Origin of the sequence: Pseudomonas sp. MF4836, assembly GCF_002018875.1 — a bacterium.
Classification (GTDB): Bacteria; Pseudomonadota; Gammaproteobacteria; order Pseudomonadales; family Pseudomonadaceae; genus Aquipseudomonas.
Genome location: NZ_MVOL01000007.1, coordinates 230,272 through 248,119 on the forward strand (window position 1 = coordinate 230,272; position 17,848 = coordinate 248,119).

Sequence of the window (17,848 nt, forward strand, 5' to 3'; positions counted from 1 at the left end):
TTATTCATCCCCAGTGCAGGTGCGCGGCGTGAGGTTTTTTTCCTTGGCGAAGGCGGCCGACTTTTCGTCGATCAGCGGCCGCAGCAAAGCGCGATCGGCGGCGATCCATTCGCTGACCAGGGTCCACTGGCTGCCGTCCCACTGCTGCACCCGGGCCGAACCGCCGCCTTCGTGGTCACGGCAAGAGAGCTTGAGGTTCTGCATCAGACCCAGGTAACCCATGGCCTTGAGCCGCGCATCGTCGATATTCAGATGTTCCAGGCCCCAGCGCCCTTCCTCGCCGTTGAGCGGGCGCTTGCCGAACTTGCCCTGGGCGGTGCGGATCGCCTCGACCGCCACGGCGGCATTCACCAGCCCGGAGTTGTAGTAGACGCTGCCGAAGTTTTTCAGGTCCTTGAGATCACTCTTGCCCGGGTCGAGGATGGACTGCTTGAGGCGCTTGTGGATCTCGAAATCGCTGCCCGCCGGGTACGGGGTCAAGGCCAGGTAGCCCTTGGCCGCCGCGCCGGCCGGCAGTACGTCTTCGCTGGAACTGGCCCAGATATCGCCGACGATATGGTCCACCGGAAAGCCGAAGCGCGCCGCGGTCTTCACCGCCACCGGGGTCGACACGCCCCAGGTACGCAGGAACACCCAGTCCGGGTTCAACTGACGGACCTGCCGCCACTGCGCCGACTGCTCGTTGCCCGGATCGGCAACCGGGATCTGGATATTCTCGAAGCCGTATTTCTGCGCCAGCAATTTCAGCGGGCCGAGGGTTTCGCGGCCATAGGCCGAGTCGTGGTAGACGGTGGCGATCTTCTTGCCCTTGAGCTTGTCGAAGCCCCCTTCGCGCTGGGCGATGTAGTTCACCAGGGTCGAGGCTTCGCTGTAGAAGGTCAGCATCACCGGGAAGTTATAGGGGAACACCGTGCCGTCGGTGGCCTCGGTGCGCCCGTAACCGAGGGTGATCAGCGGGATCTTGTCGACCTCCGCGCGCTCACTCAAGGCATAGGCCGCCGGTGCGCCGTTGGGCTGGTAGACCGCGACCGGCGCCCCATCCAGGCCTTTCTTGAAGCGCTCATAACATTCGATGCCCTTCTCTGCCGTCCATTCGGTCTCGCATTCCTGCCAGACCAGCTTGACCCCGTTGATCCCGCCTTCGACCTGATTGATGTAGTTCAGGTAGTCGATCATCCCCGCCCAGACCTGCACGCCGCTGGAGGCATACGCCCCGACCCGGTAGGTGGCCAGGGGAAAAAACTGCTGGTCCGGACCGGCCTGGGCCGCAGGCACCACACTGGCAAACGCCGCGAGCGCCAGGGCGGCGCGGGCCAGGCTGAGTTTCAGGAAAGTCGCTCTCAAGGATGCACGCATAGTGGTTCTCTAACGAAATAGGGGTTGAACGGGATGGGGTCAGAAACGCAGCGGCCAGTGCGCCAGCCGTTGCCTGAAGTTGCCGAGCAGGCGGATCAGGCCCTCGGGCTCCTTGATCAGGAACACGATGATCAGCACGCCGAAGATGATTTTCTGCAGGTTCTGCAACTGCCCGGCATCCACCGCGCCGCCAAACAGCGCCTGCCCGGCGTGGCTGAGAAAGATCGGCAGCAGGCTGATAAAGGCCGCGCCGACGAAGTTGCCGGCGAGGCTGCCCATGCCGCCGATAATGATGATGAACAGGATCTGGAATGAGCGATTGATATCGAAGCTGCCGGCGCTGGCCGTGCCCAGGTAGGCAAAGGCCCAGAGCGCGCCGGCGATCCCCAGGTAGAACGAGCTGACGGCAAACGCCAGGCGCTTGTAGCGCACCACGCCGATGCCGATGACCGCGGCGGCGGTGTCCATGTCGCGGATCGCCATCCAGTTGCGGCCGATCTGGCTGTTCACCAGGTTGCGCGCCACCCAGGTCAGCAGCAGCACCGTGACCAGGGTCAGCAGGTAGCGCCCGAGCGGAGTGTTGAGGTCATGGCCGAACAGGCTCAGGCTTGGCGCCGAGATGGTCCCCGATGAACCGTAGTTGTAGAACCAGGGGAATTTGACGAACAGCCACTCCAGGAAAAACTGCGCCGCCAGGGTGGTGACCATCAGGTAAAAACCCTTGATCCGCGAACTCGGCAGGCCGAACAACACCCCCACCATGGCGCTGATCAGGCCACCGCCCAGCAGCGCCAGCGGCAGTCCCAGCTCCGGCAGGCGCAGCAGGAAGCCGTAGGTGGCGAAGGCCCCGACCGCCATGAAACCCGCGGCCCCGACCGACGTCTGGCCGGTGTAGCCGGTGAGCAGGTTGAGCCCCAGGCCAGCCAGGGACAGCACCAGGAACGGAATCAGGATCGCGTTCAGCCAATAGTCGTTGCCCAGCAGCGGCACCGCGCCAAAGGCCAGCAGCAACAGGCCGATCAAGCCCCAGGGTAGGCGGCGCCGGACCAGCAGCACCGGCGCCGACGAATGCAACAGAGTCAGGGACATGAGTTCACACTCGCTCGATGGCGCGTTCGCCGAACAGGCCGGCGGGACGGATATAAAGGAAGGCCAGGGCCAGCGCGTAAGCGAACCAGGGGGTGATGCCGCCGCCGATCAGCGGGCCGATATAGACTTCGGCCAGGTTCTCGGCGGCGCCGACGATCAGCCCGCCGACAATCGCCCCGCCGATGGAGGTGAAGCCGCCGATGATCAGCACCGGCAAGGCCTTGAGCACCACCAGCGACAGCGAGAATTGCACCCCCTGGCGCGCGCCCCAGAGCAAGCCGGCCACCAGCCCGACCACCCCGGCCACCGCCCAGACGATCTGCCAGATGCGGTTGAGGTTGATGCCGATGGACAAGGCTGCGGTGGTGTCGTCGGCCACCGCCCGCAGCGACACGCCGATGCGGGTCTTGTTGAACAACAGCGCCAGCACGGTCACCAGCACGAGGGCGGTCGCCGCCGCGATCAGGTCGAACTGGCTGACCATCAACGGCCCGAGAAACAGCGGCACGTCGTCGATGCCCAGGTCCAGGGCCCGGACCTGTGAGCCCATCAGCCCCTGGGCCAGGCCCTCGATGATGAACGACAGGCCGAGGGTCGCCATGAACAGGGTGATCTGCGAACGGTTGACCAGCGGCCGCAGCACCAGGCGCTCGATTAGCAGGGCGCCGACAACCATCACCAGCACCGTCAGCAGCAAGGCCACGGCAAAGGGCACGCCCTGTTCGTGCAGGCTGACAAAGGTCAGCGCGGCGAACAGCAGCATGGCGCCCTGGGCGAAATTGAACACTCCGCTGGCCTTGTAGATCAGCACGAAGCCGATGGCCACCAGGGAATACATGGTGCCGGCCAGCAGGCCGCCGAGCAGGGTTTCGAGAAAGAAATTCATCAGTGCACCACTCCCAGGTAGGCCGCGATCACCTCCGGATTGGCCTGCACCTGGGCCGGGGTGCCGTCGCCGACCTTGCGTCCGTAATCGAGCACCACCACATGGTCGGACAGACCCATGACCACGCTCATGTCGTGCTCGATCAGGACCACGGTGGTGCCCAGGTCGCGGTTGATATCGGCGATAAAGCGCGCCATTTCCTGCTTCTCCTCGGCGTTCATCCCGGCCATGGGCTCATCCAGCAGCAACAGGCTGGGCTCGGCGATCAGCGCCCGCCCCAGCTCCACGCGCTTTTGCAGGCCGTAGGACAGGTTGCCCACCAGCACATCGCGCTGGGCCTGCAGTTCAAGAAATTCGAGGATGCCCTGGGCCCGCTGGCGGAACGCCTCGGCCTCGCGCCGCCCCCGGGGCAGACCCAGGGCCTGTTCGATAAAGCTGACGCGCATGTGTCGCGAAAGCCCGGTGAGGATGTTGTCGATCACGCTCATCTTCTTGAACAGCGCGTTGTTTTGAAAGGTGCGGCCAATGCCACGGCGCGCGGCGCTCAGCGGGTCGATGCGCTTGAACGCCTGCTGGTTGAAGACGATGGCCCCGGCGTCGAAGCGGTACACGCCGTTCAACACATTGAGCAGGGAGCTTTTGCCGGCGCCGTTGGGGCCGATCAGGGCGCAGATCTCTCCACGCCGGACGTCGAAGGACAGTTCATTGATCGCCTTGACCCCCTTGAACGACAGGGAAATGGCGCTGACCTGCAAGATGCAATCGGTTGAGCTCATGCGATGTTCCGTTTGAATTCGGCCAGCCAGGTCGGCGCCGAGGCTCGCGCGGCGTGACTCGGGGCTTGCCAGATAAAGTCCAGGCGCTGGAAGCCGAGCAGGCGCCGCACGCGGTTTTTCAACAGCCGGGCCAGGCGGTGCTCGGGGTGGGCCAGCGCCCATTCGCAGAGTTGCCGGCGCCAACTGTGGGGCGGCGCCAGGCGGTTTTCGATGTCGTCGGCCAGGCGTTGCAGGCGTTCGGCGGACAGCAGCAAGCCGCTGGGGGCCACGTCGCGGCGGTCGCGACCGGCACTGCCACGGCTTTCGGGGAACGCCAGGCTGTGGCCGCTGCTCAACCATTGTTCGAGCACCACCTTGAGCCCGTCCTGCCACTGGGTGCCCTCCTCGCTCCACAACTGCGCGGCGGCCACTGGCTGACGCCAGTAGACCTGGCGTTGCGGGGCTTCGCTGGCGCCGAGCAATGCAGCGAACTCCACCAGCGGTTGCGGTGCATCTGCCGGCAGGCGCGGCACCTGCTGGTTGCTGATCAGCACCAGTGGCGTTGGGGCGTGCTGCACCGCGGCCAGCCATTGCCGCAATTGCTGGCGCGAATGCACAAAGGCATGGCTCGGTTGCAAGCGCCACAAGGCCTGGCGCAGGGCCTCGGGGCCGAGCTCGTCGCCCAGGCTCAAGACCTGGGCGCCGATGCTCTGGGCCGCCAGGGCCAGCAGCAACAGGTTGGGTTCGAATGCACCGCTCAGGGCCAGCCGCGACTGCTCGCTGAAGCCCTGCTGGCGCAGGCCGTCGGCCAGGCGCTCGACATCGCGCAAGGCGTCGATCCAGCGCCAGGCATACCACTGGCCGTGACGCTTGTGGCGCAGCGCGGTTTGCAACGGGCTGACCTGGGCCCAGTGCCTTAGTTGCTCCAGGGCCTGGGGCAGGCTCAGCCGCCCGTCAGCGGCCAACGGCTCGGCAACGGGCGGACGTTTCAGTTCATGCACGCTCATGGGCTTACCTCGTATGGCTAAAGCGTGCGGTGGTCCGCTGGCTGGGGGTTGGGTGAATCAAAATCTGTGGCCGCTGCCCCTCATGAGCAACGACCATCCGCCTGCTGCAGCCGTATGTGTTTTCTGCCGAGGCTCCTCAGGCAGTTTTTTGCGCGGCGGCGCGTTGGCCACCCAGGTCACGCCAGGCGCTGCCGGGGTGGATCTCGGGCAGGCGTGGGCCGGCGCCGAAGAGTTTTTCGCGCAGGGTGCCGGGGGCGTATTCGGTCTTGTACACGCCGCGCTTCTGCAACTCCGGCACCAGCAATTCCACGGCGTCGACAAAGGTCTCGTGGGTCAAGGCATACGCCAGGTTGAAGCCATCGACATCGGTGTCTTCAACCCATTCCTGCAACAGGTCGGCGACCGTCTCCGGGCTGCCGACGAACAACGGGCCAAAACCACCAATCCCCACCCAGTCCGCCAACTCATGGGGGGTCCAGACCTTGTTCGGGTCCGCCGTGGAAAACGCCTCGACCGCCGACTGGATGGCGTTGGTGTGCACATGTTTAAGCGGTTCATCGGGCTTGAACTGGCTGAAATCGATACCGGTCCAGCCCGAGATCAGGGCCATCGCCCCCTCATAGCTGACCCAGGATTTGTACTCTTCGAACTTGGCCTTGGCCTTGGCATCGGTCTCGCCGAGGATCACCGTCTGCAGGTTGAAAATCAGGATCTTCGACGGATCACGCCCGGCCTCGGCGGCGCGGCGGCGAATATCGGCCACGGTCTTTTTCAGCAGCACCTTGGACGGTGCGGCAACAAATACGCATTCGGCGTGCTCGGCGGCAAACTGCTTGCCCCGGCTCGACGCCCCGGCCTGGTACAGCACCGGGGTGCGCTGCGGCGAGGGCTCGCACAGGTGGATACCGGGAACCTGGAAGTGTTTCCCAAAATGCTGGATCTCGTGGATCTTGCTCGGGTCGCTGAAAATCCGCCGCTCGCGGTCACGCAGGATCGCCCCGTCTTCCCAACTGCCCTCCCAGAGCTTGTAGCAGACCTCCAGGTATTCCTCGGCAAAGTCATAACGCGCGTCGTGCTCGGTCTGGGTCTTCTGCCCCAGGTTCTTGGCCCCGCTTTCCAGGTAGGAGGTGACGATGTTCCAGCCGGCGCGGCCCTTGGTCAGGTGGTCCAGGGTCGACAGGCGCCGGGCGAAGGGATACGGGTGCTCGAACGACAGGGACGCGGTCAGGCCAAAACCCAGGTGCTCGGTCACCAGCGCCATCGGCGGGATCAGTTGCAACGGGTCGTTCACCGGAACCTGGGTCGCCTGGCGGATCGCCGCGTCACCGTTGCCGTTGTAGACGTCATAGATGCCCAGCACGTCGGCGATAAACAGACCGTCGAACTTGCCGCGTTCAAGAATCCTCGCCAGGTCGGTCCAGTATTCAAGGTCCTTGTATTGCCACGAGCGGTCGCGCGGATGCGCCCACAGGCCCGGGGATTGATGGCCGACGCAGTTCATGTCGAAGGCGTTGAGGCGAATTTCACGGGACATCAAACAGCACTCCTGAGGCTCGGTGGCAGCACGCCATTGAGGCGGTAGTTGCCGATCAACTGATATTTCCAGCGCAGCGGATCATTCAGAGCCGCCAACTGCGGGCTGCGTTGCCCGGTCAATTCGAATTCGGCGTTGCTTGCGGCCAGCAGCGCTTCGGCACTGGCAATCGCCGCCTCGGCCTGGGCCACGCTGACCTCGGCCGGGTCCTGGGCGGCGTTGCGCAGGGCTTCGGCCCGTTCGTGCAAGGCCGCCGCGACTTCGATGCGGATCTGCAAGTCGCCGAAACGGCTGATCACATAGGGGTCGTCGCTGGCCTTGGCCAGGCCGCTGCCAGCCCAGGGCTGGGCCTGCTCGCGGACGAACAGCAGGGTCTGCTGCAACAGTTGCCGGGCGCGTTCCAGGTCATTGCCGCTGCGGGCCAGGGACGGCTGGGCGGCAGCGGTTTGGGTCAGTGCATTCATGAGCGAAGTCCTTTTAATTCCAGGCGTGACGGGCTGGCTTGACGCCGTTGAGCAGGAAGTTGCCGATCAGGTGGTATTTCCAGCGCGCTGGGTCATGCAGGGTGTGGGTGCGCGCGTTGCGCCAGTAACGGTCGAGGTTGTATTTGCCGAGCACCGAGCGGGTCCCGGCCAGTTCGAACAACTTGCTGCTGGCGAGCAAGGCACTTTCGGCCGACAGCACCTTGGCCTGGGCCACCACCACCGACGCGTGAGCCACGCTGTCTTCATTGGGGTTGAGCAAGGCCTGGTCGATGGCGCGCCCGGCTTTTTCGAGGATCGCCTCGGTGCCGTGGACGCGCCATTCCAGGTCGCCGATGGCGGCGATGGTGAACGGGTCCTGCCAGCCATGGTCCAGGCCGCTGTCGATCCAGGGCCGTGACTGGCGGGCGTAGTGTTTGGTTTCTTCAAGGGCGCCGACGGCGATGCCGGTGTCCACGGCGGCCTGGATAATCTGCGAAATCGGCCCGTCGGCCGTGGGCTCATCGAAGGCGCGATGGGCCGGGATCACCGCGCTCAGCGGCACCCGTACCGCGTTCAGGGTCACGCCGCCGCTGGCGGTGGTGCGCTGGCCGAAGCCGTCCCAGCTGTCGATCACTGTCAGCCCGGGGTTGTCGCGCTCGATAAAGGCGATAAACGCCTGGTTCTGCTCATTCACCGCCACCGCCGGCACGATATGGGCGAACAGCGCGCCGGTGCAGTAGAACTTCTCGCCGTCGATCTGCGCGCTGTCACCGTCGAAGCGGATCGTGGTTTCAAAGGCCCCGGCGTTTTTGCTCTTGGCTTCGGAGAAGGCATTGCCGAAGCGAACGCCCTGCAGCACCTTGCCGAAGTAGTAGCGCTTCTGCTCTTCGCTGGCGGTTTGCAGCAGGATGTCGAGCACGCCCAGGTGGTTCTGCGGGATCTGCCCCAGGGACGAGTCGACCGCGGAAATGATCTTGATCACTTCGGCCACCGTGACGTAGGACACCCCCGCGCCGCCGTACTCCCTGGGTATGGTGATGCCCCACAAGCCGCTCGCGGAAAACTCGTCGAGTTCGGCGACCGGCAGGCGCCGCTCGCGATCACGCACGCTGGCATCGACCGCAAAGCGCTCGGCCAGCTCCCGGGCGATGCTGATCGCCTCGGCGTCGGTGCGAATGATATGGGCGGTTCGAGTGGGTTGGGCAGAGGCTGTCATGGGCCGACTCCAAGTCCTGGATGAATGCGCCAGGCCCGTGGCGGACCTGTGTTTCAGGACTTATTGCAGAAGTCGTGCCGAAGTTTAAAAGCCTTGTTTATCAGCCTCTTAATCAACAATCAGAGAACTGGCATCAATTCAAAACAGGCAAAGTGTTCAAGCACTGTTGGCTGGCCAACAGTTGCCCTGGCGTCAGTTCAGACCACCACATTGCGCACGAAGCGCGTGGCCAGCGGGCCGTCATTGCGATAGGCATGGGGCACGTGGCTGGCGAACATGAAGAACTCGCCGGTCTCGATCCGCCGCTCCGTATCACCCAGCACCAGGGTCAGGCAGCCTTCGAACACATAGATCTGTTCGCTCCAGCCTTCGGCATCGCATTGCGACTGATAGAGCTCGCCCGGCTCCAGACGCCACTCCCAGAGTTCCACCTCGCGGGTGGCCACGGCCTTGGCCAGCAACATCGCCGTGCTGCCGGGGATGGTCCCGGCCCAGGCCAGCTCATTGATACGGCTGGGGTCGCGCACTTCCGGGGCCTGGATCAGGTCGCTGAACGCGACCCCCAGGGCCGCGGCCACCCGGTCGAGGGTGCCCAGGCTGACGTTTTTCTCGCCAGCCTCTATGGCCACCAGCATCCGCCGGCTGACATCGGACTGTTCCGCGAGGACGCTCTGGCTCAGCCCGGCGGCGTGGCGCAGGCGGCGCACATTGAGGCTGACATGTTGCAGGACCGAAGCCCGCTGGCCGGATTCTTTGTGCACTATATTGCTCACTTAGAAGGATTGCGCAGTATACTGCCCGCATTTCGGCGCATTGTGCGTTCCACTCCCCCTGTACGCAAGGTCATGACTCCGGTGAACTCCCGCAAAACCTTCCTCAAGCTGAGCAAAGCCGAATGCGTGCTGGTGCTGATCACCATGATCTGGGGCGGCACCTTCCTGATGGTGCAGCACGCCATGACCGTGAGCGGGCCAATGTTTTTCGTCGGCCTGCGCTTTGCCGCCGGCGCAATCATCGTCGCGCTGTTTTCGGCCCGCAGCCTGCGGGGCCTGACCTGGTTCGAACTCAAGGCCGGGACTTTCATCGGCACCGCGATCATGCTCGGCTACGGCCTGCAAACCATCGGCCTGCAGACCATTCCCAGCAGCCAGTCGGCCTTTATCACCGCGCTCTACGTGCCCTTTGTACCGCTGCTGCAATGGCTGTTCATGGGCAAGCGCCCGGGGCTGATGCCGAGCATCGGCATCATGCTGGCCTTTACCGGGCTGATGCTGCTGTCGGGGCCCAACGGCGCTTCGCTGGATTTCAGCCCCGGGGAAATCGCCACCCTGATCAGCACCGTGGCCATTGCCGCAGAAATCATCCTGATCAGCAGCTACGCCGGCCAGGTCGATGTGCGCCGGGTCACCGTGGTGCAACTGGCGGCGACCTCATTGCTGGCGTTCCTGATGGTGGTGCCGACCCAGGAAAGCCTGCCGTCGTTTTCCTGGCTGCTGCTGGCCAGCGCCCTGGGCCTGGGCGCCGCCAGTGCGGCGATCCAGGTGGCGATGAACTGGGCGCAGAAAAGCGTCTCGCCGACCCGCGCCACCCTGATCTACGCCGGCGAACCGGTCTGGGCCGGGCTGGTCGGACGCATCGCCGGCGAACGGCTGCCGGCCCTGGCCCTGGTCGGTGGTGCGCTGATCGTGGCGGCGGTGATCATCAGCGAGCTGAAAACCAGGGGCCGTGCCGAACCGGTGCCTGAGGCGGATGAGCAAGAGCAGACGCTGGAATCCCGCCAGTAAGCACCAGGCTACTTGGGCAGGGAGCGCAGGATGGCGGTCAGGTCCTGGCGCGTGACCTGGCCGGCGCGCACGGCCTGGACGATATCGTCGCGGGTCATCGGGGGGCGCGGGATGGGTGCGTCCGGGTTGTCCAGATCAACGTTGTACAGCCAGGTGGGCGCCCCCAGAGTGGGGCCGTGTTCCAGGTCCGCCGGCACCTCTTCATGGGCAAACGCGCCCTTGTGATAGAAGTACGCCAGGTAGCGGACGTGCCCTTCGGCAAAGCCGGTGTCCAGAAACAGCAGCGTGCCCGGCGGCAGCGCATACACGTTGTCATCCTCCAGGGGCCCTTCGATCAGCAAGGGTTCAAGGGTCTTGATCTTCCGCATCCCCATGCTCGGCGAACTGGCGATAAAGCCGAACCACAGGTTGACGAGCAACCCCAGGATGATGACCAGCAGCACGATGATCAGGGTCTTGTGGCGCAAGGTAGTGGAAGTCATGGGGAGTCTGCAGGGTCCTTTGCAAGCCAGGGGTCGGCGCGGGCGCCACAATAACATTTGGCGATGGCCGCAGGTCACTGGCGGTGTCGGGTAAATGGCCACGGTTTTTGGGCAGGTGTCGGGTTTGTCCCCTACTTTGAAACCTGATGTAACTAGTTTTGTAGGATCCTGGCACAGCTTGACGTTTGGTGATCCGGGGTCCGGCACGTATCATTCGTCAGAATTCTCCGCAGATTAGAAGCCTATGTCCCTGATAGTTCTATTGCTTCTACCTTTTATTGGAAGCTGTGTAGCGGCCTTGTTGCCGCACAACGCACGTAACACCGAATCCCTGTTGGCCGGCCTTGTTGCCTTGGCCGGGACCATTCAAGTAGCCCTTTTATATCCCCAGATCGCCCATGGCGGCGTGATCCGCGAGGAGTTCATGTGGCTGCCCAGCCTGGGCCTGAACTTCGTCCTGCGCATGGACGGCTTTGCCTGGCTGTTCTCCATTCTGGTATTGGGCATCGGCACCCTGGTGTCGCTGTACGCCCGTTACTACATGTCGCCGGAAGACCCGGTGCCGCGCTTCTTTGCGTTTTTCCTGGCGTTCATGGGCGCCATGCTGGGCCTGGTGATTTCCGGCAACCTGATCCAGATCGTGTTCTTCTGGGAACTGACCAGCCTCTTCTCGTTCCTGCTGATCGGCTATTGGCACCACCGCTCCGACGCCCGCCGTGGCGCCTACATGGCGCTGATGGTGACCGGAGCGGGCGGCTTGTGCCTGCTGGCGGGGGTCATGCTGCTCGGCCATGTCGTCGGCAGCTACGACCTGGATCAGGTACTGGCCGCCGGCGACCTGATTCGGGCCCATGCCCTGTACCCCATCCTATTGCCGCTTATCCTGATCGGCGCTCTGAGCAAAAGCGCGCAATTCCCCTTCCACTTCTGGCTGCCCCACGCCATGGCCGCACCGACCCCGGTCTCGGCCTACTTGCACTCCGCGACCATGGTCAAGGCCGGGGTGTTCCTGCTGGCTCGGCTCTGGCCCGCGCTTTCCGGCAGTGAAGAATGGTTCTGGATCGTCGGCGGCGCCGGTGCCTGCACCCTGGTGCTGGGCGCGTATTGCGCGATGTTCCAGAACGATCTCAAGGGCCTGCTGGCCTACTCCACCATCAGCCACCTGGGCCTGATCACCCTGCTGCTGGGCCTGAACAGCCCGCTGGCCGCCGTGGCGGCGGTGTTCCACATCCTTAACCACGCCACCTTCAAGGCCTCGCTGTTCATGGCCGCCGGGATCATCGACCACGAGAGCGGCACGCGGGATATCCGCAAGCTCAACGGCCTGGTCAAGCTGATGCCGTTCACCGCGACCCTGGCCATGGTGGCCAGCGCCTCCATGGCCGGTGTACCGCTGCTCAACGGTTTCCTGTCCAAGGAAATGTTCTTCGCCGAAACCGTGTTCATCAACTCCACCGCCTGGGTCGAAGCCGCCCTGCCGGTGATCGCCACCATCGCCGGGACCTTCAGCGTCGCCTATGCCCTGCGCTTTACCGTCGACGTGTTCTTCGGCGAGCCGGCCACCGACCTGCCCCACACCCCGCACGAGCCGCCGCGCTGGATGCGCGCGCCGGTGGAGCTGCTGGTGTTCACCTGCCTGCTGGTGGGGATTTTCCCGGCGCAGATCGTCGGTCCGCTGCTGGCCGCTGCGGCCTTGCCGGTGGTGGGCGGGGTCCTGCCCGAGTACAGCCTGGCAATCTGGCACGGCCTGAATGCGCCGATGATCATGAGCCTGATCGCCATGTCCGGCGGCATCGTGCTTTACCTGCTGCTGCGCAAGCAGCTGCACCTGGGACGCTTCGCCTACCCGCCGCTGACCGGCGCGCTCAACGGCAAGCGCCTGTTCGAACGCAGCCTGGTGAGCATGATGCGCCTGGCCCGACGCCTGGAGCGGTGGATCAGCACCCGGCGCCTGCAGACCCAATTGTTCCTGCTGGTTTTGACCGCCGTGCTGCTGGGCCTGATCCCGATGCTCAACAGCAGCCTGACCTGGGGCGACCGGCCGAAGATCCCGGGCTCGATCGTGTTCGTCACCCTGTGGCTGCTGGCAATTGCCTGCGCCCTGGGCGCCGCCTGGCAAGCCAAGTATCACCGGCTGGCGGCCCTGACCATGGTCAGCGTCTGCGGTCTGATGACCTGCGTGACCTTCGTCTGGTTCTCGGCGCCGGACCTGGCCCTGACTCAACTGGTGGTCGAAGTGGTGACCACGGTCCTGATCCTGCTCGGCCTGCGCTGGCTGCCGCGGCGGATCGAAGACGTCTCGCCACTGCCCAGCAGCGTGCCCAAGGCGCGCATCCGTCGCCTGCGCGACCTGGCGCTGTCGACCGCCGTCGGCCTCGGCATGGCGGTGCTCTCCTACGCCATGCTGACGCGCCAGACACCGAATGACATTTCCTCGTTCTACCTCAGCCGCGCCTTGCCCGAGGGCGGTGGCAGCAATGTGGTGAACGTGATGCTGGTGGACTTCCGGGGCTTCGACACCCTGGGTGAAATCACCGTGCTGGTAGCCGTGGCCCTGACCGTGTTCGCCCTGCTGCGACGCTTCCGCCCGCCCAAGGAAAGCATGCAACTGCCGGCCCAGCAGCGCCTGCTGGCACCGGACGTGGTCACCGATCTGGTCAACCCGCGCCAGGCCAGCGATACCGCCCTGGGCTTCATGATGGTGCCGGCGGTGCTGGTGCGCCTGCTGCTGCCGGTGGCCCTGGTGGTGTCGTTCTACCTGTTCATGCGCGGGCACAATCAGCCGGGCGGCGGTTTCGTCGCCGGCCTGGTGATGTCGGTGGCGTTCATCCTGCAATACATGGTCGCCGGCACCCAATGGGTCGAGGCACAGATGAGCCTGCGACCGTTGCGCTGGATGGGCACCGGGCTGCTGTTCGCCACGGTTACCGGCCTCGGGGCCATGGCCTTCGGTTATCCGTTCCTGACCACCCATACCCTGCACCTGAGCGTGCCGGTACTGGGTGATATCCATATCGCCAGCGCGCTGTTCTTCGACATCGGGGTCTACGCGGTGGTGGTCGGTTCGACCCTGCTGATCCTCACTGCCCTGGCGCACCAATCGGTGCGGGCCCACAAGCCGAACCAGATCAAAGCCCTGCCCAAGCCTGGAGCCGCCTGATGGAAGAAGTCATCGCAATCGCCATCGGCGTCCTGGCCGCCTCCGGAGTCTGGCTGGTACTGCGCCCGCGGACCTTCCAGGTGGTGATGGGCCTGTGCCTGCTGTCCTACGGGGTCAACCTGTTTATCTTCAGCATGGGCAGCCTGTTCATCGGCAAGGAGCCGATCATCAAGGACGGCGTGCCCCAGGACCTGCTGCACTACACCGACCCGCTGCCCCAGGCGCTGGTCCTCACCGCTATCGTCATCAGTTTCGCCATGACCGCGCTGTTCCTGGTGGTGCTCCTGGCGTCGCGAGGCCTGACCGGCACCGACCACGTGGATGGCCGGGAGCCTAAAGAATGAACCTGATGCCGCACCTGATAGCCGCCCCCATCCTGCTGCCGTTGCTGACGGCCGCGATCATGCTGATGCTTGGCGAGAAACATCGCCCGCTCAAGGCCCGGATCAACCTGTTTTCAAGCATGGTCGGCCTAGGTGTTTCCGTGCTCCTGCTGTACTGGACCCAGCAACAAGGCGTGCCCGGCTCGATCGGCGTGTACCTGCCGGGCAACTGGCAGGTGCCGTTCGGCATCGTGCTGGTGGTCGATCGCCTGTCAGCACTGATGCTGGTGCTGACCGGAATCATCGGCGTCAGCGCCCTGCTGTTCGCCATGGCTCGCTGGGACCGCGCCGGGGCCAGCTTCCACGCACTGTTTCAGATCCAGCTGATGGGCCTCTACGGGGCCTTCCTGACCGCCGACCTGTTCAACCTGTTCGTGTTTTTCGAAGTGCTGCTGGCGGCCTCCTACGGCTTGATGCTGCACGGTTCGGGGCGCGCCCGGGTCTCGTCGGGCTTGCACTACATCGCGATCAACCTCCTGGCGTCGTCGCTGTTCCTGATCGGCGCGGCGTTGATCTACGGCGTCACCGGAACCCTGAACATGGCCGACCTGGCGCTGAAGATCCCGCTGGTGCCGGAGGCCGACCGTGGCCTGCTGCATGCCGGCGCGGCAATCCTCGCCACCGCGTTCCTGGCCAAGGCCGGGATGTGGCCGCTGAACTTCTGGCTGGTGCCGGCCTACTCCTCGGCCAGCGCGCCGGTGGCGGCGATGTTCGCGATCATGACCAAGGTCGGCGTCTACACCCTGCTGCGCCTGTGGACCCTGCTGTTTTCCGGGCAGGCCGGCGCGTCGGCCTACTTTGGCGGCGAGTGGCTGATCTACGGCGGCATGGCGACAATTGCCTGCGCGGCCCTGGCGATTCTCGCCGCCCAGCGCCTGGAGCGCATGGCCAGCCTGAGCATCCTGGTCTCGGCCGGGATCCTGCTGTCGGCCGTAGGGTTCGCCCAGCCACAATTGATCGCCGGGGCGCTGGTGTACCTGGTCAGCTCCACCCTGGCCCTGAGTGCGCTGTTCCTGCTGGCGGAGTTGATCGAACGCTCGCGTTCGGCCAATGAAATCCCCCTGGAGGATGAAGTCGAAGTCCTGCCACGACCGCTGGAATCCCTGCAACCGCCCCGGGGCACCAACCTCGATGACGAGCAAAAAGCCGTGGTCGGCCAGGTCATCCCCTGGACCATGGCCTTCCTCGGCCTGAGCTTTATCGCCTGCGCCCTGCTGATTATCGGCATGCCGCCACTGTCGGGGTTTATCGGCAAGCTGAGCCTGATCAGCGCCCTGCTCAACCCGCAAGGCCTGGGCGTTGCCAGCGAGCAGCCGATCAGCCTCGCGGCCTGGGGCTTGCTGGCGTTGCTGATTCTCTCGGGGCTGGCCTCGCTGATCGCCTTTTCGCGGGTTGGCATCCAGCGCTTCTGGACTCCCGAGGAGCGGCCTTCGCCCCTGCTGCGTCGTTTTGAATGCGTGCCGATCATCGCCCTGCTGGGGCTGAGCGTGCTGCTGACGTTCAAGGCCGAGCCGTTGCTGCGCTTCACCCAGGCCACCGCCGACAGCCTCAACAACCCGCAGCAATACGTGATGGCGGTGCTGGGCACCCGCGCCGTGCCCAGCCCTGAAGCCCGAGCCGCAGCGCTGGAGGTGCAGCCATGAAGCGCATCTTCCCCGCCCCCTGGCTGTCCCTGGCGCTGTGGCTGCTGTGGCTGCTGCTCAACCTGTCCCTGAGTCCGGGCAACCTGTTGCTGGGGGCGATCCTGGGTTTCGCCGCCCCCCTGCTGATGCGCCCGTTGCGGCCATTGCCAATCCGCATTCGCCGGCCCATGACCATCCTGCGCCTGTTCCTGCTGGTGGGCCGCGATGTGGTGCTGTCCAACCTGGCGGTGGCCTGGAGCGTGCTGAATGCCGGACGCCGGCCGCCACGCTCGAAGTTCGTCAAGATCCCCCTGGACCTGCGCGATGCCAACGGCCTGGCGGCGCTGTCGACCATCACCACGGTGGTGCCGGGCACGGTCTGGTCGGAATTGTCCCTGGACCGCAGCATCCTGCTGCTGCACGTGTTCGATCTGGACGACGAAGAGCAATTCATCGAGCACTTCAAGACCGCCTATGAGCGGCCACTGATGGAGATCTTCGAATGAGCGCCCTCCTCTCCAATGCAATCCTGCTCAGCCTGTTCCTGTTTTCGGTGGCCATGGTCCTGACCCTGGTCCGTCTGTTCAAGGGCCCTTCGGCCCAGGACCGGGTCCTGGCCCTGGACTACCTGTACATCCTGGCGATGCTGATGATGCTGGTGCTGGGCATTCGCTACGCCAGTGATACCTACTTCGAGGCGGCGCTGCTGATTGCGCTGCTCGGGTTTGTCGGCTCCTTCGCCCTGGCGAAATTCCTTCTGCGTGGCGAGGTGATCGAATGAATGGCCTGGTTGAATTGTCGCCCTGGGTCGAGATCCCCGTGGCGATCCTGCTGGTGCTCAGCAGTCTGTTCGCCCTGATCGGCGCGGTGGGCATGCTGCGCATGAAGGACTATTTCCAGCGCATGCACCCGCCGGCGCTGGCCACCACCCTGGGCTCCTGGGCCGTGGCGCTGGCGTCGATCATCTACTTTTCGGCGCTCAAGTCCGGCCCGGTATTGCATGCCTGGCTGATCCCGATCCTGCTGGCGATCACCGTGCCGGTGACCACCCTGCTGCTGGCCCGCGCCGCGCTGTTTCGCAAGCGCATGGCCGGGCACGATGTACCGGCCGAAGTCAGCAGCAAGCGCAGCGAGAGCGGTAACTGAAGAGCGGTGGTGGCGCAACGGCGACCCCGCTGCCTCAGTTCCACGCCACCACCAGCAGGCCGGCCCCCAGCGCCACACACAGCGGCGAATAGACCAGGCTGTCGAGCCGTGCGAAGCGCGACCGGCTGGGCTCCTTGAAGAAGCCCACCAGGCTCGAATCGCCAATGGCCCGGGCGAACATCAACAGCGCAATTGCACTGATCAACCACTGCAACCACGGCTGGCCCAGCAGCGGCAGAAACAGCCCGACCCGCAGGCACACCAGCAGCGCAATCAACAACAGCCCCAGGGCCACCAGCGCGGTGATCCATGCCGTCGGCCGGAACGCCGGCTGCCACTGGCCCGGTGCCGCACCCGCCACCTGGGGCACCACCGCCTCGCTGCCAAGCCGCCCGCCCAAAGCCCAGTACAGATGAACCAAGGCAATCAGGATCAAAACCGTGGCTGTTCCTTGCGCGACCAAAAGGCTCATGCTCAGACATCCCTGACAAAAATGTCGCTGAAGAATGGACCGCCCCGGACGTTTTTGTAAGTGCTTTCAGTCGCACCGATGGTAAAGTGCCGCCCCATGAAACTTGCCCGAACCGACCGCTCACTGCTGGCCTGGATGCTCTATTGCTGCGTCCTGTTCAACGTGTTCGCCTGCAGCATCGGTCACGGGCAAATGGTCGGCATGCAGCTCAACGGCATCGGCGGCCAGTTCTGTTCGGTCGACCCGCAGACCCAGGCACCGAGCCCCGTGGGCCCCGGCGATGAGTCGCTGCCGACCCTGTCCAAGGCCTTCGGTTGTCCGCTGTGCTCCAGTGGCGGCATGGGCCCGGCACTCAACTCCAGCCTGAGCCTGGCGATCCTGCCGGAGCAGCACAGCCCGCCCCCGGCGCCGATCGCCAGCGCTGAAATCCCCACCCGTTTCCTCTGGCCCACGGCCCACCCGCGCGCCCCACCTGTCGCCTGACTCTTTCGC

The 17,848-nt window shown here is 64.8% G+C and carries 19 protein-coding genes; 8 read left to right on the top strand and 11 right to left on the bottom strand.

Annotated features, from left to right (window positions below; translation table 11 throughout):
* The 9 genes from MF4836_RS18170 to MF4836_RS18210 form a co-directional block, all read right to left on the bottom strand.
* Nucleotides 1-1,356: an ABC transporter substrate-binding protein gene (locus tag MF4836_RS18170; protein ID WP_078471432.1), complete on the bottom strand. Its 1,356-nt coding sequence runs from the start codon at nucleotides 1,354-1,356 to the stop codon at nucleotides 1-3.
* 39 nt (nucleotides 1,357-1,395) lie between these two features.
* A complete protein-coding gene (locus MF4836_RS18175) occupies nucleotides 1,396-2,445 on the bottom strand; it encodes a branched-chain amino acid ABC transporter permease (protein WP_078471433.1) in 1,050 nt (349 codons plus the stop codon).
* A 4-nt stretch (nucleotides 2,446-2,449) separates the two neighbouring features.
* Nucleotides 2,450-3,331, bottom strand: coding sequence for a branched-chain amino acid ABC transporter permease (locus tag MF4836_RS18180; protein WP_078471434.1), 882 nt, complete (start codon nucleotides 3,329-3,331; stop codon nucleotides 2,450-2,452).
* Entirely contained in the window at nucleotides 3,331-4,107 is a 777-nt protein-coding gene (locus MF4836_RS18185; protein WP_078471435.1) for an ABC transporter ATP-binding protein, read from the bottom strand. The genes MF4836_RS18180 and MF4836_RS18185 overlap by 1 nt, the downstream gene beginning before the upstream one ends.
* Complete coding sequence (locus tag MF4836_RS18190) at nucleotides 4,104-5,093, bottom strand: AMP-binding protein (protein WP_078471436.1); 990 nt, start codon at nucleotides 5,091-5,093, stop codon at nucleotides 4,104-4,106. Before MF4836_RS18190 ends, MF4836_RS18185 begins: the two co-directional genes overlap by 4 nt.
* 136 nt (nucleotides 5,094-5,229) lie before the next feature.
* Nucleotides 5,230-6,627, bottom strand: coding sequence for an LLM class flavin-dependent oxidoreductase (locus MF4836_RS18195; RefSeq protein WP_020300641.1), 1,398 nt, complete (start codon nucleotides 6,625-6,627; stop codon nucleotides 5,230-5,232).
* On the bottom strand, nucleotides 6,627-7,091 hold the full coding sequence (locus tag MF4836_RS18200) for an acyl-CoA dehydrogenase (protein ID WP_020300640.1): 465 nt from the start codon (nucleotides 7,089-7,091) through the stop codon (nucleotides 6,627-6,629). The genes MF4836_RS18195 and MF4836_RS18200 overlap by 1 nt, the downstream gene beginning before the upstream one ends.
* Nucleotides 7,092-7,104: 13 nt before the next feature.
* Nucleotides 7,105-8,307, bottom strand: a complete 1,203-nt coding sequence (locus MF4836_RS18205; protein WP_078471437.1) for an SfnB family sulfur acquisition oxidoreductase — start codon at nucleotides 8,305-8,307, stop codon at nucleotides 7,105-7,107.
* Nucleotides 8,308-8,504: 197 nt separating this feature from the next.
* Complete coding sequence (locus MF4836_RS18210; RefSeq protein ID WP_020300638.1) at nucleotides 8,505-9,068, bottom strand: helix-turn-helix domain-containing protein; 564 nt, start codon at nucleotides 9,066-9,068, stop codon at nucleotides 8,505-8,507.
* Here MF4836_RS18210 and MF4836_RS18215 point away from each other — a divergent pair.
* Nucleotides 9,063-10,091, top strand: a complete 1,029-nt coding sequence (locus MF4836_RS18215; protein WP_102047923.1) for a DMT family transporter — start codon at nucleotides 9,063-9,065, stop codon at nucleotides 10,089-10,091. The two genes, MF4836_RS18210 and MF4836_RS18215, sit on opposite strands and share 6 nt — an antisense overlap.
* Nucleotides 10,092-10,099: 8 nt before the next feature.
* Here MF4836_RS18215 and MF4836_RS18220 read toward each other — a convergent pair whose 3' ends face one another.
* Entirely contained in the window at nucleotides 10,100-10,573 is a 474-nt protein-coding gene (locus MF4836_RS18220) for a hypothetical protein (protein ID WP_078471439.1), read from the bottom strand.
* A 244-nt stretch (nucleotides 10,574-10,817) separates the two neighbouring features.
* Between MF4836_RS18220 and MF4836_RS18225 the strand changes: the two genes are divergently transcribed.
* From MF4836_RS18225 to MF4836_RS18250, 6 genes are read left to right on the top strand one after another with little or no spacing between them, the layout of a single operon-like run.
* Complete coding sequence (locus MF4836_RS18225) at nucleotides 10,818-13,733, top strand: monovalent cation/H+ antiporter subunit A (RefSeq protein ID WP_078471440.1); 2,916 nt, start codon at nucleotides 10,818-10,820, stop codon at nucleotides 13,731-13,733.
* On the top strand, nucleotides 13,733-14,077 hold the full coding sequence (locus tag MF4836_RS18230) for a Na+/H+ antiporter subunit C (protein WP_003202835.1): 345 nt from the start codon (nucleotides 13,733-13,735) through the stop codon (nucleotides 14,075-14,077). The genes MF4836_RS18225 and MF4836_RS18230 overlap by 1 nt, the downstream gene beginning before the upstream one ends.
* The gene (locus tag MF4836_RS18235; protein WP_078471441.1) at nucleotides 14,074-15,759 is read left to right on the top strand and encodes a monovalent cation/H+ antiporter subunit D; all 1,686 of its coding nucleotides are present in this window, start codon (nucleotides 14,074-14,076) and stop codon (nucleotides 15,757-15,759) included. Before MF4836_RS18230 ends, MF4836_RS18235 begins: the two co-directional genes overlap by 4 nt.
* Nucleotides 15,756-16,244, top strand: coding sequence for a Na+/H+ antiporter subunit E (locus tag MF4836_RS18240; RefSeq protein ID WP_078471442.1), 489 nt, complete (start codon nucleotides 15,756-15,758; stop codon nucleotides 16,242-16,244). The genes MF4836_RS18235 and MF4836_RS18240 overlap by 4 nt, the downstream gene beginning before the upstream one ends.
* Complete coding sequence (locus MF4836_RS18245) at nucleotides 16,241-16,519, top strand: K+/H+ antiporter subunit F (RefSeq protein WP_078471443.1); 279 nt, start codon at nucleotides 16,241-16,243, stop codon at nucleotides 16,517-16,519. The genes MF4836_RS18240 and MF4836_RS18245 overlap by 4 nt, the downstream gene beginning before the upstream one ends.
* The gene (locus MF4836_RS18250; RefSeq protein ID WP_020300631.1) at nucleotides 16,516-16,884 is read left to right on the top strand and encodes a Na+/H+ antiporter subunit G; all 369 of its coding nucleotides are present in this window, start codon (nucleotides 16,516-16,518) and stop codon (nucleotides 16,882-16,884) included. Before MF4836_RS18245 ends, MF4836_RS18250 begins: the two co-directional genes overlap by 4 nt.
* A gap of 34 nt (nucleotides 16,885-16,918) precedes the next feature.
* On the opposite strand, the gene MF4836_RS18255 is transcribed toward MF4836_RS18250, so the two are convergent.
* Nucleotides 16,919-17,356 (bottom strand): DUF3995 domain-containing protein, encoded by a 438-nt coding sequence (locus MF4836_RS18255; RefSeq protein WP_078471444.1) that lies wholly within the window; start codon nucleotides 17,354-17,356, stop codon nucleotides 16,919-16,921.
* A gap of 96 nt (nucleotides 17,357-17,452) precedes the next feature.
* Between MF4836_RS18255 and MF4836_RS18260 the strand changes: the two genes are divergently transcribed.
* Nucleotides 17,453-17,839, top strand: coding sequence for a DUF2946 domain-containing protein (locus MF4836_RS18260; RefSeq protein ID WP_078471445.1), 387 nt, complete (start codon nucleotides 17,453-17,455; stop codon nucleotides 17,837-17,839).
* Nucleotides 17,840-17,848 lie beyond the last annotated feature (9 nt).